Raw genomic sequence first — 20,842 nt, 5'->3', positions numbered from 1 at the left:
ATGTTAAAGCTTCATTAATATCGCTGCATAATGCCGCGAGTCTTCCCAATCGCGCTGACGCCGCCTCCCGCACCCCCCGCCCCCCTACCTGAACACGTTTATCACGCTGCAGAACACCCTGCCCACGACCATCTCAGGGTCGAACTCGCCCCAGCCGAGCAATGTGGGCGTATAGTTCCTGTTGTAAGGCCTCAGGAGTAACCCCACCGGACCCGCATGGCACTCCCTCAAAATGCAGCCCTCCTTCGGTATGCTGAGGGCGTAGATCGAGCCCGATATTATCTCCCTCGACGATATGTCTATGACCACGCTCGCCCCGTCCATGATGAGCTTCTCCATCGAATCCCCCCTGTTCCGGAACACTATGAAACCTTCTTCAAACAGCTCCTTCGGTATCTCGATCGCCAGAGCGGGATCGAATTTCGCAAGCTCCGTCAAAAAGCCTCTCCCTTCCTGCGGTCATGGCCGTCGACCGTGTTTCCGTCCGAGGGCCGGCTTCCGAATATGTGTCCGGACGTCCGGGCGGAATAGTTTCTCGCACCTTCCCCGCGCGTACGCACCAGAGCCGCGCTGCGGGACCCGCACTCGAATACTTCGCGGGTGTGTGATTGCTGCCGCCTGAACCTGAGAGTCCCCCTCTCGAAATCGCGGTCGATATGTATCCGGGAATCAATTATCCGAAAACGGAGGGGCCATTTCAATCGGGTAATGCCTGTATTTTATTTAGGGTATCTATGTAGAAACGGAGCGTAACGTGCCGGAACGCCGGGATAATGTCCCTGGAAAAAAATTTTTCCGGAGAAGAGAAAATTGAAAAATCGGGAGGCGGAAACGACCCGAGGATATGGTGCGTGCAAGGGGCGCTTAGTTTTTTCCGCTGCTGCTATTCCGGGAGGAAGGATACTCGGCCCCTCCGACGCGCGCGCCGACGAGCGTATACGCGGCGCGTCCCTTCCGTGAATTCTGCTCGTGCGATATGAGTCCGACCCCCCTCGCGTAGACGTCCCTGAACCAGAAGTCCCCTCCCCCGGGCATTGTCACGACCATCACTCCACTGAACACGCCCGCAGGGGTCGTGACGGGCTCTTCGGGAAATTCCGTTACGACGTCCGGGCCGTAGAACGTCCCCACGCCGCCTTTCGACGAGATTAATATTTCGCCGCCCCGGGATATCTTCATGCCGACTCCAGGGACTCCGAAGAACGAGTCGAAGACGGACCAGCCGTCCGACTCCGAAACGACCGAGTTCGTGACCTCGGACGGGCCCTTTTTCGTTTCCGCCTTGTAGGTCCACGTGTTCCCCTTGTCGAGCGGAAGGTATTCCGCGATGCGCGCGTTCTCCCCGCCCGAGAGCACGTTCGTGTATTCCCTGAACTGCCCGAGCCCCGTGCCGGACGAGATCGCGTTCACGTAGTCCTCGTCTATGAACCTCACCGGGGCGTCTGAAGCCGGGGCAGGGCTCAGCTTCGCCATGAGATAGGGGTAGGATGCCTTGCCCGGGGAAGCCGGCGCGGGCCCTTCGGCCCTCATCCTGTACCTGACCTCGAGCGCGCCGCCCGCGGCGGGGCTCACGCCCGAAACCTCTATGATCCCGCCGGTCCCATAGCCGGGTGCTATCAGGAGGATCGCGTTTTTCGTGAAATCCACGGGAGGGAGCGGGCTCTTTATGCCGAGCGCTTCCCCGGCCTCAGCAAACTCGCCGCCCGACCTTATGACGGCGTTCTTCACCCCGGGCTCCCTGCCCAGTACGCCGCTCGCAATGGTCTCGACCGAGTAGTCTCCGGCAAAACCCGCCCGGAGCGGAAGCGTTAACAATATGAGAGCCGCCGCGAAGCGGAGAACGTTTTTCATTGAGGCTCCCTTCGGTATTTCATAACCATACAATTATACTTCCGTTAGGCGGTTTATGGCGGTATTTAAAGCGTACGCAGACACTCATCACATCAACCCACACCATTCGTCCTGAGGCGCAGAATCTGCGCTCATATATAATTGCTCCGTCACTCCTCGGCTTTCGCCGAATAACGGAGTAAGGACAATACCGATCTGCGAGCCTGTCCTGAGCGAAGTCGAAGGGTCGAAGGACAGTCAATGGCTGATAAAGATGAGATGCTGAAACAAGTTCAGCATGACGAAAAAGAGGTGTCATTTCTCGGCAAAGTCAAGAAATATATATTCTGCATGTTATTTTTAATTCCCTCCTTTGTAAAGGAGGGTTAGGGTGGATTTAGTTTTTGCCTTTCCCCAACATGCATAGAACCTCGCAAGCTCTACTCCCTCACGTAGCCTCGACCTCTCTCATTGCCTCTTTGAAATCTTCTATCTTGAACGGCTTCGACAGGTATCTGTTGCCGGTGCCGATTATGAAATCGAGTGTCTCGGTGCTCGGATCCCCCGTCATGAACAGCATCTTTCCGGCAAGTGCCGGGTCCGTCTCCCTCACCCGCCTGTAAAACTCCATGCCGTTCATGTTGGGCATCTTTATGTCGCAGATGATGACGCTGTACGCCCCATCCCTTATCATCGAGAGCGCATCTTCCCCGTTGGAAACGAAGTCGGCGTCATACCCCTCGCCCTCTAGGATGCCGCCTATCAGGCTCGTGACGAGCTCCTCGTCGTCGACCACGAGCACGGTCCGCCCTCTCCTCTCGGGCCGTGGCTCTTTTTCCTCCGCCGCCTCGGGCTCCTCCTCAGTGAGGAGATAGTCCCTGTAGTCGCGCACGGGGAGCCTCACGGTGAAAGACGCTCCCCTGCCGGGCTCGCTCTCGACGGAGATCTCGCCGTCGTGCTCCTTCATTATCCCGTACGAGACCGAGAGGCCGAGTCCGGTCCCTACGCCGGGGGGCTTCGTAGTGAAGAACGGGTCGAATATCCTGCGCACGACGTCTTCATGTATGCCGGGCCCCGTGTCCGAGATGACGGCTTCGATATCGCCCCTCATCCCCTTTCTCGTCTTTATCGTGATCGTGCCCCCGTTAATGGAGGAGCCGCTTATGGCGTGGCAGGCGTTCAGTATGAGGTTCGTGAACACCTGGTCGATCTGAGTCGAATCGGCCATGGTCTTCGGCAGCTCGCTGTCGAGGTCCATGACGACGCCGATGTTCTCGAGCTCGAGCTGGTACTGCCTGAACTCGACCGCGCTCCTCAATATCTCGTTTATGTCCACGTACTCCCTTCTCGGCTTGTCTTTCCGGGCGAAGGACAGGAGGTTCTCGACTATCTTCCTCACCTTGTCCGCCGAATTATGTATGACCTCTATGAACCTCTGCCTCTTTTCCTCGTCGGTATCGGGCGAAGCGAGGAGCATCTGCGAATACCCCAGTATAGGCGTGAGGGGGTTGTTTATCTCGTGCGCTATGCTCGAGACGAGCTGCCCGAGCGAGGCAAGCTTCTCGGTCTGTATCAACTGGTCCTGCGTCAATTTGAGGTCGTGGTAGAGCCTTTCGAGCTCCTTCGTGCGCTCCCCGGCCTCTTCGAACATCTTAGCCTTGGAGACGGCCGTGCCTATCTGGTTGCCGAGGGAATACAGTATGTCGAGCTCGTGCTTTTCGAACTGCCCCTTTTCTTTCCTGGTGAAATGGATGACCCCTATGGTCTGCCCCCTGTGCTTGAGAGGCAGCGACAGCACGACCCCCGGCGAAACCGCCTGACCGGCGGGCCCGAGCGGGCACGGCTCTCCGGGGAGCCTCCTGAAATAAACGGGCTCGCCCGAGTTTATGACCTTCCAAGTCACGCCCCTGGGATAAGGGATCCTCCCCGCCTTCTTCATATATTCGTCGGGAAGCCCGCGGTGAATGCGGAGTACGGCCTCGCGCGAGCCGCCGTTTTCCTCGACGAGGTATATGCACATGATGTCCACCATCTTCACCCCGCCGATCATGTCGAGGAACGTCTCGAGTATGAGCTTGAGGTCGGCCGAGCCGTGCACCTTCTCCCCTATCACGCTCAGCACGGACAGGTTCTCGTTCCTCTCCTCGAGCTCGAGAGTCTGCTTGGCCCTCGCGATGGCGAAGCCGATCTGGTTCCCTATCGTCGTGAGCAGCTCGACCTCGCTCCGCGTGAACCTCTCTTCCTCGTACCTTGCGAACCAGATGACGCCTATGGCCCTGCCTTCGAGGAGTATGGGCACGCCGAGAATGCCGTGGAACCCGGCACTCTTGCCGGCAGGGCCTATATCCTTCACCTTGTGTATGTCGTCTATGTTGAGAATCCTTGAGGAGTTAATAACCTTCCACGTGATCCCGACCGGACAGGGTATGACGGACGCCTTCTCCACGTACTCCGGAGGGAAATTCCTGTGCCCCTTAAGGACCGCCGAGTTCGAGCCCTCGTCGACGAGGTATACGGCCGCCATGTCCACCTTCTCGAGCTCCATGACGAGGTCGAACGCCTTGTCGTATATGTCCTTCAGGTCGGACGAGCTGTGCACCGCTTCTACGACCTTTATCAATACCCTTAGATTGTCTGCTATTCGTCTGGGCAGTCTTAAAGACTGTTTTATTTCCATTCCTGAGTCGTCCCGATAGCGCTAATTATATCTACTGATGAATTGGTTGCGCAAGTGACAGCCGCGGCCGGCTTCAAAGCGGGTGAAACCGTGTATCCGTGTGCTAGACTTAATATTGGAATCAATCGGTTCTGACGGAAACACCGCAGGGGGACAAAATGAAAAGGCGAATAGCATATTTAATCTTCGTTATGTTGGTTACACTGGCCGCTGAGCACGGGCCGTACTCGCGCGCGGACGAGCAAGGCTCAGGTGAAAGCGGGCAGAAACCCGTAAAGGTAATCGAATCCGAAGAGGCGAAAGTGATAATCGATGAGAATAAAGGTAAGCCCGGCTTTATAATTCTCGACGTGAGGACGGCCGAGGAATTCTCCGGCGGGCACATCGAGGGCGCCCGGAACATCGACGTGAAATCGGAATCGTTCAGTGACGAGGTCGGCAAGCTCGACAGGTCGAAGACTTACCTCGTCCACTGCCGCACCGGGCGGAGGAGCGAGACCGCGGTCGAGGTGATGGAGGAGATGGGGTTCACCGATATCTACTGGATGCAGGACGGCATCGTCGGCTGGCAGGACGCGGGGTATCCCGTGACGAAGTGATTAATTATCGTAGGAGCGGCTTCCAGCCTCGATGATCTCTTCTTTTTTCTTTCCCGACATTACATAATTTGCGTATAGAAAATAGATTATTAAGGCGTGAAAATCGTTCAGGGGTGTGGGCGGAATTGAACGATTTTAGCCTTAATATGATATTTTTAGCAAATTATGTTCTGTCGGATGATTTTTGCTTCTTTTCATCAAGGAAAAGAAGAAAGCATACAGCCTTTTCCTTTTCATTTGTCATTCCCGGATGCCCTTATCGGGAATCCAGTCATTTCAAACTGTAGGAGCGCCATCTTGGCGCGATACACAGGATGGTCGCGGCTGGAAGCCGCTCCTACACAGGCAAGTTTAAGGAATCCGACAATCCGACAGATCCGGGGAGGCTATACTCTGCGGATGTGTCGTATGGCGGATGATGAAAAATCCACCTGAATCCCCCTTTACAAAGGGGGAAATTGTTATACTTTCGCTTCTAAGTCTGTAATTCCCTCCTTAGAAAAAGGAGGGTTAGGGAGGATTTAGTTTATCCGTACTTTTCTTTCAATCCCCCCTCATCATCCCCGGCCTGTCGAGGACTATCCCCTCCACACCCTTCCACGCGAGGAACCTTGCGACGTAGTAATTGCCCACGTTCCACGCCCAGACCGCGTATCCCCCGCGCCTGAGCCTCCACGCGAGAGAAGGGTCGAGCGCATACGCCGGCCAGAAGACGCTCACGTACTTCACCTCGCTGGCGGGCGGGATGGAGAAGGGATAGACGTACAGCGCTCCGAGAGGGACTCCCGGCGCGAGCTTGCGGAATTCCCCGATCCAGCCGGGGTCGAACGATATGACGACCACCCTTTTCTCCATACCGTATTTATTGAGATAGTCAGCAAGCACATTCCCGATATCGGGATAATCTCCGGGACTCTTCACTTCTATCACGAGAGTTGACCGCGTACCTTTCATGTATTCGAGTACCGCGCCCAGGTCCGGGACGGGCTCTCCATTGAATTTGGGAGAGAAATGACTCCCCGCGTCGAGATTCCTCACGTACTCCCGCGTCCGCTCATTCACCCGTCCCGCGCCGTCCGTAGTCCTGTCGAGCGTGCCGTCGTGCATGAGCACGGGCACGCCGTCCGAAGTGAGGCGGACGTCGATCTCTATATAAGGCGCGCCTGAATTCACGCCAGCCTTCACCGCCGCGAGCGTATTCTCGGGGGCGAGCCCCGCCGCTCCCCTGTGCGATACCGGGTAAACCTCTCCCCTCTCCGTGAGGGAAGCGAAGACGAGCTGGAGCGCTATATTGAGCGCTACGAGCGCGGCTAGGATTTTCAGGACCCTCACACGCTTACCCCGTCTTTTTTTACGTGAGACACAGGGGAATGATATAAAAGACCGCGGGGTTAGTAAAGGAAGGCCGAAGCGCTCGCTGTAAGCTGAACAGGGCGAATGTGGGCTCTTCGCCAAGAGGAGAAATCTATCTTTTCCTTACATTCCCTCCTTTGGAAAAGGAGGGTTAGGGAAGATTTTTCTTTTCTTATTTTAAATCCCCCTTTTTCAAAGGGGGAAAAGTTACACTTTCGCTATTAATCCTTTAATTCCCTTCGCCTGTCCTGCTTGTCCGGTGTAAACTTTGGCGAAGACGGAAGCTTGATTCAGGAAAGCCGCTCCTGCAGTTGAGTGATTCATTAACCGAGCTTTAATCCGCCCTTATCCTTTACTCAACATACGGAACCATGGCAACACAAAAAAAATAAATATTTTAAGAGGATAAGGCCGCAGATTATTAAATATCCCGGCTCATAGCCCACGTAACCACTTTATCCGAAATCGGCATTAAAATTTATACATACGGCAGGGGGCCGGGCGAGGTAACGACTATTAATGAACTACGATGAGAAAAGCAGACAAGAGCTGATTAATGAAAATATCGATCTGCTCATCGATCTGACGAAATGCAAGAATAAAATCAAGGAGCTCGACAAGAACATATCCAAGCTGTCGGTCGCGTTCCACAGCATCGGCGACGGCATCATCATCGTCGACAAAGAGCGGGACATACTCCTCTTCAACCCCGTAGCCGAGAGGCTCACCGGGTGGAGCATCCAGAAAGCCCGCGGGGCGTCTTCGGACGAGGTACTGAGACTCGTAAACGATAAAACCGGCCAGACGTATGATAACCCGGCCTTGAAGGCCATCGAAACGGGGGAAGCGGCAGACCTCGACGGCGACGCGGTTCTGATCTCGAGCGACGGGACCAAACGGTTCATTTCCGGAAACTGCTCGCCGATATTCGACGACAGGAACAGGTGCTCGGGCGCGGTCCTAGTATTCCGGGACATCTCCGGGATCAGGAAAGCGGAAGAATCGGTCATCGAGAGCGAGGCGAAATACCGCGCTCTCGTCGAGAACAGCCGGGACCTCATCTACGAGGTCAGCACCGCCGGCAAGGTCCTCTACGTGAACCCCGTCTGCAGTCAGATACTGGGCTTCGAGCAGCAGGAGCTTCTGGGCACGTCCGCCTTCGACCTGATCCATCCCGACGATCTCCCCCGCGTGATGTCGGAGTTCGGGAGAGCGATCATGAGCATGTCCTCGGGCGAGGCGACGTACAGGGCGCGTGACAAGAGCGGCCGCTACCACTGGTTCGAGTGCACCGGGAACCCGGTCCGGAAAAAGAACGGCGAGATAGTGGGAGTGGTAATTACGAGGGACATTACCGATCGGAGAGAAGCACAAACCGCTCTCGCCCGGAGCGAAGCGCTCTTCCGCGCGATATTCGATAGAGCCGCAATAGGAATAGCGCTCGTTGATCCGGACGGCCGCCCCAAAACGATCAACCCGGCGCTCGGCAATATGCTCGGCTACTCGGAAGAAGAAATAAAATCGATGGTGTTTACCGAATTCACTCACCCTGAAGACGCTTCCAAGGACTGGGCCCTTTTCCGTGAGCTGAATGAAGGCAGGATCGGGGATTACCAGATGGAAAAGAGGTACTTCCATAAAAACGGGCAGATAGTGCACGGACTTTTGAACGTATCGCTGATAAAAGGCCTCGAAGGGAACGAGCCTTACGTGCTTGCGACCGTCGTCGACATAACCGAAAGGATGCAGACGGAAGCGGAATTGTCAGTGCTCAACAATCTCATGCAGGCCGTCCACAGGTTCCTCGACCTCGACGAAGTATACAAAGTCGCGCTCGACATGGTAGTCGGTACGGAAATCGTGGACATGGCTATGATATACCTCGTGGACGAAGAGAAAAAGGAAGCGGTGCTCCAGGCAGAGAGGAACGTGCCTGAGACGTATGTGCGGAAGGCGGGCAGGATACCCCATCCGAAAGGAAACACCTGGAGGGTGATCGAGACCGCTTCGATGATCAACATCGAAAACGCTCAGAATGACATGACAATGGGTCCCGCGGGAAGGGAGCTCGGCGAACACAGCGCATTGGGCATTCCGATATTCATTAAAGAGAAAGTAATAGGCGTCCTCTGGTTTTTCAGCGTAAAGGAGCGCAAATTCACGGAAAAGGAAATAAGGTTCCTGACGACGCTCGGCGACCAGATAGCGGTCGCCGTCGCGAAGGCGAAAATGATGAGGGAGATAGAGATCGCGCAGGAGCAGTTGATCCAGTCGGAGAAGATGGCTTCCATAGGGAGGCTGATCTCGAGCATCGCGCACGAGATAAATAATCCGCTTACGCCGATAGTCGGGTATTCGCGGAGGCTGCTTGAGAAAGACGGCCATGACGAGCAGGAGCGGCACGCGCTTGAGGTCATCTACAACTCCGCGCAGCGTGTCGTGAGGATCATCGACAAGCTGCTCTCGTTCTCGAGAAAATCCCTGCCCGTCAGGAGCTACGAGGACATAAACGGTCTCATCGAGCAGGCGCTCGAATTCAGGGAATACCAGTACAGGCTGGGGAACGTCGAGATCGTAAAGAAGCTCGACCCCGGGCTGCCCAAGACTATGGTGGACCCCAACCAGATACAGCAGGTGCTCATGAACCTGCTTCTCAACGCCGAGCAGGCGATCGTCGGCGCGCGCGGGAGCGGGAGGATAGAGATAACGTCCGGGCTCGGGAGCGGCGGCGCTATCGAGATAACCGTCTCCGACGACGGGCCGGGCATCCCGGATGAAATCAGGGGAAAGGTGTTCGACCCGTTCTTCACGACAAAGGAGCCGGGGGAGGGAACGGGGCTCGGCCTGTCGGTGAGTTACGGCATAGTAAAGGAGCACGGGGGAGACATATACATACGCGAGGGCGGAGGGGAAGGAGCTACATTCGTAGTCGAGCTGCCTCTGCTTACGCCCGGAGCGGGCGCCCCGGACGCCGAAAAATACGAGGCCCGGAACGATTTGAAGGAGCTGAGAAAAATTCGGGTCCTCATAGTGGAAGACGAAGTGGTCGTGATAAGCCTCCTGAAAACGGTCCTCGAAGAGCTGGGTCACGCCGTCGAAATTGCATCTAACGGGAAAGAGGCCATACGGGGCCGCGACCTCGGCTCTTATGATCTCATCGTCTGCGACATCAGGATGCCCGACATGAACGGGGTCGAGTTTTTCGAAGAGCTCCGGAAATCCTATCCGGAGCTGACCGGCAGGGTAATATTCATAACCGGCGACCCGAGCCGGAAGACGGCTGAATTCCTCGACAGGGTCGGCAACCCCTATCTCATCAAGCCTTTCAAGATAGAGAAGTTCAAAGACCGGGTCAACGAAATCCTGTCAGGCGTGCCGCACCATCCCGTGCAGTAGCTCGCGGGCTTAATTCTACAGAATCCAGATTTCTTCCTCGCTAACCGACGAGCCTAAAGTCTTAAGATTCATAAATTTTTAATACTTTAGACTTATTCCGATTCAATACTTGCATTCAATCAGCGGACAGATTACTGTCATTATTGCTTAATATACTTTATATCTATAAAAGAATTCACGATTACATTTAATATTTTTCCGGCGGCTAAAACCTACCAGTATGAGGATATGCAAATGGCAAAGAAAATATCATTATTGTCTTTATTTCTGATTCCGACAATTGTTGGGTGCATGACTGCGGCTGAGCATCAGGCAAGCCTGCCCTCGACGCAGGAACAGGAGATGACAGTTGGTGTCGTGCAGAGGGAAATTCGCGTCGGAATGTCAGGGGCTGACGTAGCCCAGGCACTGGGCTCTCCAAATATAGTAACGAAAGACAGCGCGGGAAAGGAGACGTGGGTGTACGACAAGATAGCATCCGAGGTGTCTTATTCGAAGGACGCTGGAGGAACAGGGCTGATAATAAACCTCTTCGGCGGATACGGCAGGGAAGCGGGAGCCGTTAGCTCTACACAGAAGACACTAACTGTCATTATCAAATATGACAGCAAAGGTCTGGTCGAATCGTTCTCTTATCACGCGAGTAAGTTTTAAATAGTTTTAGTATTTTGAATTTTGTCAGTAAAAAGGGGGATATTATGAAATACACATTGGCACTGCTATCGCTTTTGTTCGCATTTATGCTTTCCTGCGCTCCCGCCACAAATGTTGAACCGGAGAAAACGCAGCTTCAAATACGCGAGTATCAGACGCGGACGTATGAAGTAAAAGACCCGTTAATGGTGATGAAAGCCGTCGCCAATGTCCTGCAGGACGATGGATACATAATCAAAGATGCGGAAGTCGATCTCGGGATTATAAGTGCAAGCAAGGAGGTCGATATAGAAAGCGGCTGGGAAGCTTTCTTCTCAGTTTTGGCTTTCGGCGCCAACGCCAGATGGAAGAAAAACATGATCATTGAATCCACCGCGAATGTCAGTGGATTCGGCGATAAGGTAAAAGTCCGCGTCAACTTTCAAGCAAAAGCTCTTAATAATAAGGGAGAGGTTATAGAAGTCGCCCAAATTGAAGAGGAGAAATTCTATCAAGATTTCTTCGCGAAAGTGGACAAAGGAATCTTCATTCAGAAAGAAGAAATCTGAGGCGGACGCCTGATCCATCCGCACGGCGAATCATCGCTGGCTGCGAAGAGTCCCCACTCACTCCCAGAACTTGAAGTCCTTGAGGTCGGAGACCTTGAGCACCTCGACCTTTTCCTCGGTCCTTATGAGCTTCCTTCCGAGCTTCGGGTACTCGATCATCTCGTGCTCGCTGCTCTCCCCCCCGACGAGGTAGACGAGGTCGGCCTTCCCGTCGTTCCGCATGTTGTGCGCGACCCCGGGCGTGGGGAACCCCATGAAGTCCCCGGGCCCCACCTTGTACTCCTTCCCGTTTATCTCGGCGACGCCGCTGCCTGACAGTATGTAGATCCACTCCTCCTCGAACTGGTGCGAGTGGTAGACGAACGACTCCTTGCCGGGCGGTATCGTTGCGATGTTGACGCCCGTCCTCTTGAGCCCGGTCTTCGCGGCGAGCCTCGCGCCGATCAGCTCCGATTTAGGGTTCCAGGGGTGAGAGAACTTCTTCTGCATCTTTTTAATTTCCCCGGCCTTCAGTAAATACGTTTGCTTGCGTGCGCCCATGGGAGCCTCCGTCGATGTCTTTTTTTCCTGTCATTGCGAGCCCCCGAAGCTCGGCACGTCGCCCAAAGGCTTTGAGCCGTCGGGGGATTAGCGTAGGGGGCGCGGCAATCTCGTGAAAATTGCCGCGACCACGATCCTGAAACAATCCCGGATCGGAGTCCGGGACATGGTTCAGTACAGGCCGTCTCGCGATTTCAGTTCGTCCCATTAGTATAGGGGATTACTCGCGCGGAATAAAGTGCGGCGCGGCGCCAGTCTGTCTTATCTTCAAACTCCCTCTCCCTCTAAAGGAGGCGAGAGGGTTTGCCCGCAGTTTATTTTTTTATCCGTCATCCTGAACCATGTCCTGAACTTGTTTCAGGATCTATTCAGCATCTCATTTTTAAATCCCCCTGTTTTGGTTCAACCGAGTGGGTCACTTTGGCGAAGATGCTTATTCGCTTTTAGCCAACACCGACCAATTCCTCACTCGCTCAGAATTGTTCCCCTTTTCTAAGGAGGAAATTATTATTCCTTCAGCCTATGCCGTGTGAACTCATTGCTCCAGTCCCTGTCTTTGCATACAGAAAAAAATTTCCCCCTCAGGCGGCGTCAGACAACTCCCTTCTCGAACATTTCTATGACCTCTTCCTCATCCACGGCGGCGCGGATCCATTCGCGGACGTGCCCGTCCGTAAGCACGGTCTCGATGTAGCTCCTCGAATGTCCGCCCGCCTCTATGCCGTAGGTATCGAACCTGAGCGCGACAGGGGCGTACATCGCGTCAGCCGCCGTGAAGTGTCCGAAGAGCCAGGGACCGCCTTTTCCATATACGCTCCTGCAGGTCTCCCATATCTCGAGTATCCTCTCGACGTCTCCTACGGCGTCCCCTCCGAGCTCCACCCACCTGTCCCCTGCCCTCGCGTTCATGGGGAGCGTATTTCTCAATGCCGCGAACCCGGAGTGCATCTCGGCGCATATGGAGCGCGCGAGCGCCCTGGCTTTCGCGTCCGCAGGCCAGAGCGAGGGATGCTTTTCGGCAAGATATTCGAGTATGGAGAGCGAATCCCAGACAGTGAGACCGTCCTCGATATAGACGGGCACCTTCCCCGCGGGTGAATACTTGAGAATCTTCTCCCTCGAGCCCTCGATGTATAGCGGTATCCGCACCTCGTCGAATTCGATCCCGAGATGCTTGAGCGCGAGCCATGGCCTCATCGACCAGCTCGAATAGTTCTTGTTCCCGATTACCAGCAGCGGTTTTGGCATTGTCGTCTCTCCCGAAGCCGGAAAAATATTATCCTACCGAGCAGGACACGGCAATCCGGGAGGCCCTTTCAGCTCACGGCAACGGCAGGAGACGCGCTATGTACAATCAGCCGTTGCGGTTAGGCGTGCCGAGTATGTGGGACTTGGGCGGCATCATCACGTTGTCGAAGTTCTGCGTGAACATAGCGGCCGCGAAGAAAGCCACCGCCCGGAGCGTTTCCTTGCCTGCGTTGGCGAGGTCGTGCTTTACGCCCGTAGGGAGAACGAAGACGCTGCCCGGACCCACCGGGTATGTGGAGCCGTCCTCCAGAAAGAGCTTGCCGCTTCCGGCGATTATGTACTGGGTCTCTTCCGTAGCGTCCGTATGCCATCCGAGCCTGTGGCCCGGCTCGATCTCGTACACTATCGTCGATGACTGCGTCGTGCCGTGCCCTCCATAGACGGCGAATGCGCCCGCCCAGTGGACTGCAGGGTCGTCTTCGCCCCATACTTCGGCGCGCGCGAGCTTGTTCGATTCAACGACTGGTTTCATGCTTCTCTCCTCAGCGGACTTCCGCCCGCTTATATGGAATTTATCTTGCCTTAGGACGTAATACGGAATAACCCCTTCGCTCTTTCCCGAAATATATGTTCGGAGTCAGGTCAAGTCAACGGGATTTATTTTATTAACCCGCGGCCGCGGCGATCTCATCACCCTAATGTCATTGCGAGCGAAGCGATTTATCCCGGCGTAGCCATTTTGGCGAAGCCGGTAGCGTAGCGCGGCAATCTCATGGAAAAGATGAGATCCTTAATATTTTGGGTTAACCAATTAATATCCCAGGAACATTTGCTTCATTGCATTCCGCCCATGGCGTCCGGTTCTTACGCAGGCTCAGAACCATCCCTCAAGGGGGAAGGAAATCAAGGAATCGCGGCTGGAAGCCGCTCCTACAAATAGTTGTCATTGCCGGGAGCACGGCCTGTCGCCCCACAACAAATCCCCCGCCGAAGGGTTTACCCCCTCTCGCGCGTATATACATACGAAGCATGCTTGAACCCGAAAATCACACAGGAGGTAGTAAATAAATGAAAAGGAATTTGGTACTTACGGCAGTACTAGGGCTGTTTATGACGGGGGCGGCCGCAGCGATCGCCATGCCCCACGGCGGACCCTTCGGGATAGAAAGGCTCGAGGCCTTCTCGAAGCTCCCCCAAGACAAGCAGCAGCTCATCATCAGCACCCTCAGCGCGGTAAAGGAAGAGAACGAAGGGCTCAGGGACGAGATAGAGGCGACACACGACAAGCTGAAAGAGATACTCACGGCCGAGGAGTTCGACGCGGAGGCTTTCAAGGAGAACTCCGAGAAGCTCCAGACGCTCATGGCCCAGGGCTTCACGTCTTTCTCGAACGCGATAGCGGAGCTCGCCCCCCAGCTCACGCAGGACGAAAGGGAGATACTTGCGGAGCTAGGCCCCGGCGGACGCCACCATTGGAAGAAATAAAGGCGCAAGGCACATAATCATCCTCTCAGACCGGCGGGCGGGGTAGAAGCTTTACTATTCCGCCCGCGCAGGTTTTAATATTTTAAGGGACCAGATGGATACGACCGTCACTCTTCCGATCGGGAAAATGGCCATAGAGACCGAGGGGTTCACAGACGAAGAGCTCATGGGGCGGATAAGGAACGGGGACAGGGATGCGTTCTCGATGCTCGTAATGCGTCACACGAAGAAGTTCTACAGCCTGGCCTACAGTATGCTTTCGAGCAGGGAAGAGGCCGAGGACACAGTGCAGGAGGCGTTCCTCACGCTGTGGACGAACCCGGGGAAATGGGACGGCGAGAGGCAGACGAAGTTCACGACGTGGTTCTACAGAGTAGTGGCGAACGCGTGCATAGACCGTAAGAGGAAGCAGAAGCCGCTCCCGCTCGAAGACGGGTTCGACCCTCCGGACGAGGGGCGCGGGGCGGAAGAGGCGATCGAAATGAAAAGGAGAAAGGACGACATAGACGCGTGCATAGGCGAGCTTCCCGAATCGCAGCAGACCGCCCTCGCGCTCTGTTTCTACGAGGGGGTGAGCAACAGGGAGGCTGCCGAGATAATGGGAGTGAGCGTGAAGGCGCTCGAGTCGCTCCTCATGCGCGCGAAAGCGTCTCTCAGGCAGAGGCTCGCAGGAGATAACAGGAGGGAGGAGAACAAGGATGGATAGGAAAGAATTCATGCGTTATCTGGAATTATACGGAGGGGACATCGGCAGATGGCCCGGGGAAATCAGGGAAGAAGCCGGGAAGGCATGCGCAGGCTCCGCGGAGCTGAGAGAAGCGCTCGAAGAGGAGAGGCGCTTCGAGGAATCCCTCATGGATAGGGGGTTCGAAGAGCCCTCGCCCGGACTCGAAGCGAGGATCATAAGCGCGGCAGTCGAAAGAAAGAGGCCCGAACCTGCGGGGAATTCCGTCTTCGGAATCCTCGGCGCGATATTCTCCGCAATACCCTTCCCCCGGCCCGCGATCGCGCTCCCGCTCCTTCTGATTATCGGTATGGCGGCCGGTTACCTCTACGCCAACTACGCGGAGCAGGATACGGACAATTCGCTTTACTCCGAGATGCTCTACTACGGGGAGGAATACTATGAGTAAGGGGCTGAAAATATTCCTCGCTTTGTCGGTGTTACTTAACGTGCTGCTTATCGGCATACTCATAGGGACTCTCTCGCATACGTTCTTCTGGCACATGGAGAAAGGCAAGCGAGCGTTCCATTTCATGAAGGAGCTTCCGCCCGAAAAACGCGAGAAGGTCATGGAAACGATAAAAGACCTGAGAAAAGAGTCGCTCGAAACGAGGAAGAAGATAAAGAAAAAAAGGGACGAGGTCATTGACGTATTCTCCGCCCCCGAGTTCGACCCCGCGCTCTTCGACAGGAAGGTCACCGAGCTCCACGCGCTCATGGGCGAGCTCACGGACGAGATCGCCGACGAGACGAAGAAGATAGCGTCCGACCTGACCCGGGAGGAGAGGAAGGCCATAGCCGACATAATCAGGCGCGGACCCGGACCGCCTTTCCCGCGGTTCTTCATGGAAGGGTTCCACGGAGGCAAGAACGACGTCCACGGCGAAAAATTCCATATGGAGAGGTTCGACGGACCCCCTCCTCCTCCGCCCCCTCCTGACTGGGAAGAGCCGCCCGACGGGCCCGGAGGAGAGCCGCATGACGAGCCCCTATGACGACCACCCCCGCGTGATCGCGCCGCCACCGCTCATCGTGCTCATAATCATCGCTGCGGGCACGGCCGCGGGCCTCATATACCCGCTCCGGTTCATCGAAGGGAACGCGAGATACATAACAGGCGCAGCTCTCTTAGTACTCTCCGTAATCATAACGTCATCCGCGTTCTTCATGATGAAGCGCGCGGGCACGAACGTCGACGTGAGGAAGCCCGTGACAGCAATCGTTACGGGCGGTATATACTCCTTCACGCGGAACCCGATGTACGTGTCGCTCGTAATTTTTCTCATCGCGATATCCATACTCCTCAATAACCTGTGGATAATGATACTTATACCTCTGTTCATCACGGTCATGAGGAAGGGAGTCATCGAGAGGGAGGAGCTGTACCTCGAAGAAAAGTTCGGCGCGCAGTATACGGAATACAAGAGCCGCGTCCGAAGGTGGCTGTAGGCGCAGAACCTGCGCTCGTGGTACATACCTTCCAACAACTCCTCTGCCTGACCAATTAATCCCGTTCGCTCTTATTTTTAGCTCCCTCCCCCACGAAGAGGTAAGGAAATTAAGGAGTCGCGGCTGGAAGCCGCTCCTACAAAATTAGTCGTGAACCCCGTAGGAGCAAGTTCCCGGGTCAAGCCCGGGACAGGCCAGCCGCGATAATATTGAGCCATTGCGTGTGCATCAAACAAACGCCAGCGCGCTCCCCCAATTCCCGTCCCGAATGTCCCCCGAAATCAGCCCCTCGGCGCGTCCTGCCATGCCCTCCTCGCCCGTCCTAACCTGCTGCGATCACACGATATCATCCGGGCCTCGAAATATTTTTTCAGCTTAACAAAATACCATATTGACATCATTACGTAATGATGTAATAATGAGACCATGACGGCGGCAACCATTCAGCAGCGGGCAAATCCAGAGAAGATGCACAGAGGCTCCCTCTACATCCCGGCTCTCCTTTACGAGAAGCTGAGGCTCTTCTCCTTCGTCTCCAGAAAAAGCCAGTCCAGGATCATCGAGGACGCAATCGCCGAGTACCTCGACAACCACATGACGGGCAAGGAGTTCGAAAACGTGCTGATGTACAGGAAGGACGGATAGCAGAAATCGCTTCAAAAAATACCCTGTGAGAGGATGGAGATCATGAAAGTGAGAGAGGTGATAAAGTTTCTGGTGGAGAACAACGGATGGTATCTCGTGAGGATTTGCGGAAGTCATCGTCAGTTCAAGCTCAGGAGCAAGAAGTCGAGGCTCACCATCAACTGCAAGATGGACAAGGAGCTCCCGGAAGGCGCGCTTTATTACTCTCTCAAGCACTGCTTCGATTCGCAGGAAGTAATACATAAGGAACATTATGAGATCACCATCGAGCAGTCGAACGACTGTTATTCGGCTTACTGTCCGGACCTCCCCGGCTGCGTCGCCGTCGGAGATACGCTTGAGGAGACGAAGGAGCTCATGCTCGACTCGGTACGCCTCCACCTCGAAGGGCTCAAGCAGGACGGTGTTCTGGTTTCGGAACCGGGGAGCACATCGGCCTTTTTTGAGATCAGGCAAGCCTCCTGATGTCGGCAGCTTGACTTCTTTACGGGCTGCCGACATCAGGGCCGTAAGACCCTGACTGGAGAAACAGGCGATACGGCACTAATAACGACATAACCCCATACCCCCCCCTTAGAGCGCCAGGTATTGATTCTGCGAAGAACTCGATCCCTGGCGCTCCCTTTTTTGCACACAATGTGTGCTTATAGATGATTCTCATGTGACATCAGCGGCTAACTGGCAGAGAAGTCCAACCCGTTCGTGATGGGGGGCTTGTCTCAGGGCCTATTTTTGTTTGTCTTTGCGAGCGCAGCGTGGCAATCTCGTCTTTTTCCTTTCTGTCATTCTCGAGTAACGATTGCATGCAACAGTTCCGAGCAAGCAATGGATTCGAGCGAGTGAGAATCCGGTCTCTTCCGGCTGAATACATGGACGGTTATAGGTTGAGATGCTCTATTGAAGCCAAAACAAACTGGTCGCCGCCGGCTTATTACTAATGCGTTATTATACTTGACAAGATGCATATCAATACAAATCTGCAATCGGTCGCCCCGGGCTGATTGCAAATATACTTCATTCTCCCAATATCTTGCAGCACAAGCCAAAACAAATCGGGAATCCATATCTTCTCAACAATAGTAATAACAGATCGCCACGGCCGATTCTCTCCCTCGCGATGACACATCAGGCCACCCCCCCTCCCCTTTCGTTGACACTACCACCCCCTTTGGTTACTTTATATGTTCTCAATAAAGCTGCGGAATTACCTGTTTAGAGACCCGTACGGAGAGGTGGCCGAGAGGTCGAAGGCGCTCGCCTGCTAAGCGAGTAAGGGGGCTTAAACCCCCTTCGAGGGTTCAAATCCCTCCCTCTCCGCCAGCACACAATGTGTGTTCATATACGATTCTGACCATATACTCATCACTCACAATACTCCCGTATGTCCGGGACAACTCGCTGCCCGTTCGCCCTGAGCTTGTCGAAGGGCATATGATCTGTCTGCGATCGCGAGGGAAAGAATCGACCGTGGCGATCTGCCTTTAATCATGAGATTGCCGCGTCGCTTCCGGCTTCGCCATAGGCTACGCCGGACAAGTCGCTCCTCGCAATGACAGATAATCTGAAATCATTGCAAACTGTAGTCCCCCCGCAGATTCCTGTTGCCTCTTCCTCCCCCGGAGTGTATAACTTTCATACAGGCAATTCGCTCTGCCGCGGGACACGCTCATGGCGTACGAGCTCATCGTAAAAAGGTCACTCGAAATCAAAGCCCCGGCGTCGAGGGTCTGGGAGGTCCTCACCGACCCCGAGCATACGAAGAAGTACATGTTCGGATGCGAGGTCATCTCCGACTGGACACCGGGGAGCCCCCTGATCTGGAAGGGGGCCGCCGACGGGATCGTTTACGTAAAGGGCAATCTCGTCAGGCTCGAGAAGGAGTGGCTGTTCGAGTTCACGGTCTTCGACCCGAACGCGGGCCTGGACGACATACCCGCCAACTACTCGACCGTGACGATAGTGCTCACGCCCGGCAACGGCTCCACTACCCTATCCGTAACGCAGGGGGATTTCGCGGGGATGGCCGACGGCGAGAACCGTTTCATGAGCGCCGAGGCCGGGTGGGATATGGTGCTGCCCAAGATAAAAGAGATGGCTGAACAGTAAACTAATCCATAGTGTTGATTATGGAGCGCTGCAATGCCTTCAGTCGCCGATCTGACCGATGAAGATTCCCTCCTGAAACTCTCGTCGAGCTCCAACTTCCGCCTGGGTCAGGAAATCGCGGAGAGCGGAGGCGTCGAGCTCGTCGAATTCGGGCCCGTGAAGGTGGTGGCGGAGGTGACGCCGCCCGGCGGGGTGAAGAGGACGGTTACACTGTTCTTGTCGGGTCAGAGACTCGGGTGGAAATGCACGTGCATGTCCCGCGTGGACGTATTCTGCAAGCACTGCATCGCCGCAGGTATAGTTACCCGGCAGAACGCCCCCGAGCGAAGGTGAAATCCGAATCACTCTTTGTTCTGTAATTCCTTCCCCCTTGAGGGACGGTTCCGAGCAACAATTCCGAACAAGTGAGGAATTGGTCTCTGTTGGTTGAGTGCACGAATCTTATTCACTCATCGCTCCATTGTTCCAGAAGTCAAAATAACAAGAACCGGTCGGATCTGCAACAAAGGCGTTGCAGCCAATCAACTTCGGGCTCAATGCTGCTAAACCAAATCAAGGTCAGGATGGGGGTGGAATGTTGACCATATCACAAAGAGCCAGAAGTAGCTCATCCCCCTATACTCCCGAAAACCCTGAGCAGGTAATCACCGCTCTCCCTCGCGAACCTCACGATCTTTTCCTTCTGTTTACCCGTGAGCTCGGGCTCTATCTTCCTCACGGTCTTCTTTATCGCGACCGAGTGGCCGGGATCTTCCTTCGCGTGAACCTCGATGAACCTGGACGGATAAGGCAGTTTTTTGTGTTTGGGGAACATTATCCCGGACGCGTTCTCGAATAAGTATGAATGCCCCAGCACGCCGAGCGGGAATTTCCCGGCCTCGTGCTGGAGGAATTCGTCATATTCCAGCGCGGCGGGCGATGTCGACATGTCCACTCCATTGATTCCCATTCCCGCCAGGTCCTCGAGCGCGATCTCCGCGTGCCCCGCCTCTCCCCGCGCGCATACGAGGAACCTCGATGCGAGGTACGGGTTAGTTTCTTCCGTATTTTTTGCTGCCCTCAGCACCGCCTCCCGGCTTATGTACTCGATAACGTAGAAGGTCTTGAGGAACCTGACGTAGTCCTCGCGAGATATCTCCCCCGAGAGGAGCGCCTTAACCTCGTCCATCCTTTCCACCCTCTCCAGGTATTCCCCGACTTCCCTGTCGAGCATCTCTTCGAGTTTTTCCATAGCGGGAAAATATCATATACGAGTTTCCGGGAATTTCACGTGCGCCCGGAGGGACAGTTCCGATGAATAAGGGGAACCGGTCGTAGATGGAAAACGGCTGCATAGTAACAGTGCTTCGGGAATGAAGAGCGCGCCCGGAGGGACAATTCCGAGCGAGAGAGGAATTGGTCACTGCTGGGAAATGGCTATATTGTAACAGTGCTTCGGGAATGAAGAGCGCGCCCGGAGGGAGTTGAACCCCCAGCCTTTGGATCCGTAGTCCAACGCTCTATCCAATTGAGCTACGGGCGCGTATTTGTTCAAAGAGTAGATTAGTTTACCGAAATTGCCGTGTTCATCAATAGCGGGACGGGCACT

Annotated in this window: 22 protein-coding genes and 2 tRNA genes; 15 read left to right on the top strand and 9 right to left on the bottom strand. The window is 55.0% G+C overall.

Going from position 1 to position 20,842, the window contains the following annotated elements:
- Positions 1-84 precede the first annotated feature (84 nt).
- Together AB1598_05460 and AB1598_05455 are read right to left on the bottom strand one after the other, a co-directional pair.
- Positions 85-438 carry a S24/S26 family peptidase gene (locus AB1598_05460; GenBank protein MEW6144447.1) on the bottom strand — a complete coding sequence of 118 codons (354 nt, stop codon included), beginning with the start codon at positions 436-438 and terminating at the stop codon, positions 85-87.
- Between the two features lie 426 nt (positions 439-864).
- Positions 865-1,851 carry a hypothetical protein gene (locus AB1598_05455; GenBank protein MEW6144446.1) on the bottom strand — a complete coding sequence of 329 codons (987 nt, stop codon included), beginning with the start codon at positions 1,849-1,851 and terminating at the stop codon, positions 865-867.
- Between the two features lie 240 nt (positions 1,852-2,091).
- Between AB1598_05455 and AB1598_05450 the strand changes: the two genes are divergently transcribed.
- Positions 2,092-2,220, top strand: coding sequence for a hypothetical protein (locus AB1598_05450; GenBank protein ID MEW6144445.1), 129 nt, complete (start codon positions 2,092-2,094; stop codon positions 2,218-2,220).
- Positions 2,221-2,278: 58 nt separating this feature from the next.
- On the opposite strand, the gene AB1598_05445 is transcribed toward AB1598_05450, so the two are convergent.
- Positions 2,279-4,507, bottom strand: coding sequence for a GAF domain-containing protein (locus tag AB1598_05445; GenBank protein MEW6144444.1), 2,229 nt, complete (start codon positions 4,505-4,507; stop codon positions 2,279-2,281).
- A 158-nt stretch (positions 4,508-4,665) separates the two neighbouring features.
- Between AB1598_05445 and AB1598_05440 the strand changes: the two genes are divergently transcribed.
- Complete coding sequence (locus AB1598_05440) at positions 4,666-5,106, top strand: rhodanese-like domain-containing protein (protein MEW6144443.1); 441 nt, start codon at positions 4,666-4,668, stop codon at positions 5,104-5,106.
- Positions 5,107-5,649: 543 nt separating this feature from the next.
- Here the strand turns inward: AB1598_05440 and AB1598_05435 are convergent.
- A complete protein-coding gene (locus AB1598_05435) occupies positions 5,650-6,438 on the bottom strand; it encodes a glycerophosphodiester phosphodiesterase family protein (protein MEW6144442.1) in 789 nt (262 codons plus the stop codon).
- A 540-nt stretch (positions 6,439-6,978) separates the two neighbouring features.
- On the opposite strand from AB1598_05435, the gene AB1598_05430 reads away from it, so the two are divergent.
- The 3 genes from AB1598_05430 (at position 6,979) to AB1598_05420 (ending at position 11,057) form a co-directional block, all read left to right on the top strand.
- A complete protein-coding gene (locus AB1598_05430) occupies positions 6,979-9,855 on the top strand; it encodes a PAS domain S-box protein (GenBank protein MEW6144441.1) in 2,877 nt (958 codons plus the stop codon).
- A 234-nt stretch (positions 9,856-10,089) separates the two neighbouring features.
- The gene (gene bamE, locus AB1598_05425) at positions 10,090-10,509 is read left to right on the top strand and encodes an outer membrane protein assembly factor BamE (GenBank protein MEW6144440.1); all 420 of its coding nucleotides are present in this window, start codon (positions 10,090-10,092) and stop codon (positions 10,507-10,509) included.
- Positions 10,510-10,553: 44 nt separating this feature from the next.
- The gene (locus tag AB1598_05420) at positions 10,554-11,057 is read left to right on the top strand and encodes a hypothetical protein (GenBank protein ID MEW6144439.1); all 504 of its coding nucleotides are present in this window, start codon (positions 10,554-10,556) and stop codon (positions 11,055-11,057) included.
- A gap of 57 nt (positions 11,058-11,114) precedes the next feature.
- Here the strand turns inward: AB1598_05420 and AB1598_05415 are convergent, their stop codons facing one another.
- From AB1598_05415 to AB1598_05405, 3 genes are all read right to left on the bottom strand, one after another.
- The gene (locus tag AB1598_05415) at positions 11,115-11,597 is read right to left on the bottom strand and encodes a cupin domain-containing protein (GenBank protein MEW6144438.1); all 483 of its coding nucleotides are present in this window, start codon (positions 11,595-11,597) and stop codon (positions 11,115-11,117) included.
- A gap of 591 nt (positions 11,598-12,188) precedes the next feature.
- Positions 12,189-12,845, bottom strand: coding sequence for a glutathione S-transferase family protein (locus tag AB1598_05410; GenBank protein MEW6144437.1), 657 nt, complete (start codon positions 12,843-12,845; stop codon positions 12,189-12,191).
- Positions 12,846-12,951: 106 nt separating this feature from the next.
- Positions 12,952-13,377 carry a cupin domain-containing protein gene (locus AB1598_05405; protein ID MEW6144436.1) on the bottom strand — a complete coding sequence of 142 codons (426 nt, stop codon included), beginning with the start codon at positions 13,375-13,377 and terminating at the stop codon, positions 12,952-12,954.
- A 536-nt stretch (positions 13,378-13,913) separates the two neighbouring features.
- Here AB1598_05405 and AB1598_05400 point away from each other — a divergent pair.
- The 10 genes from AB1598_05400 (at position 13,914) to AB1598_05355 (ending at position 19,587) form a co-directional block, all read left to right on the top strand.
- Complete coding sequence (locus tag AB1598_05400; protein MEW6144435.1) at positions 13,914-14,330, top strand: periplasmic heavy metal sensor; 417 nt, start codon at positions 13,914-13,916, stop codon at positions 14,328-14,330.
- A 94-nt stretch (positions 14,331-14,424) separates the two neighbouring features.
- Positions 14,425-15,036 (top strand): sigma-70 family RNA polymerase sigma factor, encoded by a 612-nt coding sequence (locus AB1598_05395; protein ID MEW6144434.1) that lies wholly within the window; start codon positions 14,425-14,427, stop codon positions 15,034-15,036.
- The gene (locus AB1598_05390) at positions 15,029-15,463 is read left to right on the top strand and encodes a hypothetical protein (GenBank protein ID MEW6144433.1); all 435 of its coding nucleotides are present in this window, start codon (positions 15,029-15,031) and stop codon (positions 15,461-15,463) included. The genes AB1598_05395 and AB1598_05390 overlap by 8 nt, the downstream gene beginning before the upstream one ends.
- Positions 15,456-16,049 carry a periplasmic heavy metal sensor gene (locus AB1598_05385; GenBank protein ID MEW6144432.1) on the top strand — a complete coding sequence of 198 codons (594 nt, stop codon included), beginning with the start codon at positions 15,456-15,458 and terminating at the stop codon, positions 16,047-16,049. The genes AB1598_05390 and AB1598_05385 overlap by 8 nt, the downstream gene beginning before the upstream one ends.
- On the top strand, positions 16,033-16,503 hold the full coding sequence (locus AB1598_05380; protein ID MEW6144431.1) for an isoprenylcysteine carboxylmethyltransferase family protein: 471 nt from the start codon (positions 16,033-16,035) through the stop codon (positions 16,501-16,503). Before AB1598_05385 ends, AB1598_05380 begins: the two co-directional genes overlap by 17 nt.
- A 468-nt stretch (positions 16,504-16,971) precedes the next feature.
- Complete coding sequence (locus AB1598_05375) at positions 16,972-17,148, top strand: hypothetical protein (GenBank protein MEW6144430.1); 177 nt, start codon at positions 16,972-16,974, stop codon at positions 17,146-17,148.
- Positions 17,149-17,190: 42 nt separating this feature from the next.
- Entirely contained in the window at positions 17,191-17,613 is a 423-nt protein-coding gene (locus AB1598_05370; protein ID MEW6144429.1) for a type II toxin-antitoxin system HicA family toxin, read from the top strand.
- A gap of 761 nt (positions 17,614-18,374) precedes the next feature.
- Positions 18,375-18,468, top strand: a tRNA-Ser gene (locus AB1598_05365).
- A 348-nt stretch (positions 18,469-18,816) separates the two neighbouring features.
- The gene (locus tag AB1598_05360; GenBank protein ID MEW6144428.1) at positions 18,817-19,254 is read left to right on the top strand and encodes an SRPBCC domain-containing protein; all 438 of its coding nucleotides are present in this window, start codon (positions 18,817-18,819) and stop codon (positions 19,252-19,254) included.
- A 33-nt stretch (positions 19,255-19,287) separates the two neighbouring features.
- Positions 19,288-19,587, top strand: coding sequence for a hypothetical protein (locus tag AB1598_05355; GenBank protein MEW6144427.1), 300 nt, complete (start codon positions 19,288-19,290; stop codon positions 19,585-19,587).
- Positions 19,588-19,861: 274 nt separating this feature from the next.
- Here AB1598_05355 and AB1598_05350 read toward each other — a convergent pair whose 3' ends face one another.
- Together AB1598_05350 and AB1598_05345 are read right to left on the bottom strand one after the other, a co-directional pair.
- On the bottom strand, positions 19,862-20,485 hold the full coding sequence (locus tag AB1598_05350; protein ID MEW6144426.1) for a hypothetical protein: 624 nt from the start codon (positions 20,483-20,485) through the stop codon (positions 19,862-19,864).
- Positions 20,486-20,702: 217 nt separating this feature from the next.
- Positions 20,703-20,776, bottom strand: a tRNA-Arg gene (locus tag AB1598_05345).
- Positions 20,777-20,842 lie beyond the last annotated feature (66 nt).

This window comes from Thermodesulfobacteriota bacterium (assembly GCA_040754335.1).
Classification (GTDB): Bacteria; Desulfobacterota_D; UBA1144; order Nemesobacterales; family UBA2774; genus 2-12-FULL-53-21.
Note: the sequence above shows the minus strand (reverse complement) of the source record. Positions and strands in the feature narration are given on the sequence as shown.

Bases quoted from the DNA above. Each gene is read 5' to 3' on its own strand.
- AB1598_05455 (MEW6144446.1), bottom strand. From the start codon at position 1,851: ATGAAAAACGTTCTCCGCTTCGCGGCGGCTCTCATATTGTTAACGCTT.
- AB1598_05450 (MEW6144445.1), top strand. From the start codon at position 2,092: ATGGCTGATAAAGATGAGATGCTGAAACAAGTTCAGCATGACGAAAAA.
- AB1598_05445 (MEW6144444.1), bottom strand. From the start codon at position 4,507: ATGGAAATAAAACAGTCTTTAAGACTGCCCAGACGAATAGCAGACAAT.
- AB1598_05440 (MEW6144443.1), top strand. From the start codon at position 4,666: ATGAAAAGGCGAATAGCATATTTAATCTTCGTTATGTTGGTTACACTG.
- AB1598_05430 (MEW6144441.1), top strand. From the start codon at position 6,979: ATGAACTACGATGAGAAAAGCAGACAAGAGCTGATTAATGAAAATATC.
- bamE (MEW6144440.1), top strand. From the start codon at position 10,090: ATGGCAAAGAAAATATCATTATTGTCTTTATTTCTGATTCCGACAATT.
- AB1598_05420 (MEW6144439.1), top strand. From the start codon at position 10,554: ATGAAATACACATTGGCACTGCTATCGCTTTTGTTCGCATTTATGCTT.
- AB1598_05415 (MEW6144438.1), bottom strand. From the start codon at position 11,597: ATGGGCGCACGCAAGCAAACGTATTTACTGAAGGCCGGGGAAATTAAA.
- AB1598_05410 (MEW6144437.1), bottom strand. From the start codon at position 12,845: ATGCCAAAACCGCTGCTGGTAATCGGGAACAAGAACTATTCGAGCTGG.
- AB1598_05405 (MEW6144436.1), bottom strand. From the start codon at position 13,377: ATGAAACCAGTCGTTGAATCGAACAAGCTCGCGCGCGCCGAAGTATGG.
- AB1598_05400 (MEW6144435.1), top strand. From the start codon at position 13,914: ATGAAAAGGAATTTGGTACTTACGGCAGTACTAGGGCTGTTTATGACG.
- AB1598_05395 (MEW6144434.1), top strand. From the start codon at position 14,425: ATGGATACGACCGTCACTCTTCCGATCGGGAAAATGGCCATAGAGACC.
- AB1598_05390 (MEW6144433.1), top strand. From the start codon at position 15,029: ATGGATAGGAAAGAATTCATGCGTTATCTGGAATTATACGGAGGGGAC.
- AB1598_05385 (MEW6144432.1), top strand. From the start codon at position 15,456: ATGAGTAAGGGGCTGAAAATATTCCTCGCTTTGTCGGTGTTACTTAAC.
- AB1598_05380 (MEW6144431.1), top strand. From the start codon at position 16,033: ATGACGAGCCCCTATGACGACCACCCCCGCGTGATCGCGCCGCCACCG.
- AB1598_05375 (MEW6144430.1), top strand. From the start codon at position 16,972: ATGCACAGAGGCTCCCTCTACATCCCGGCTCTCCTTTACGAGAAGCTG.
- AB1598_05370 (MEW6144429.1), top strand. From the start codon at position 17,191: ATGAAAGTGAGAGAGGTGATAAAGTTTCTGGTGGAGAACAACGGATGG.
- AB1598_05360 (MEW6144428.1), top strand. From the start codon at position 18,817: ATGGCGTACGAGCTCATCGTAAAAAGGTCACTCGAAATCAAAGCCCCG.
- AB1598_05355 (MEW6144427.1), top strand. From the start codon at position 19,288: ATGCCTTCAGTCGCCGATCTGACCGATGAAGATTCCCTCCTGAAACTC.
- AB1598_05350 (MEW6144426.1), bottom strand. From the start codon at position 20,485: ATGGAAAAACTCGAAGAGATGCTCGACAGGGAAGTCGGGGAATACCTG.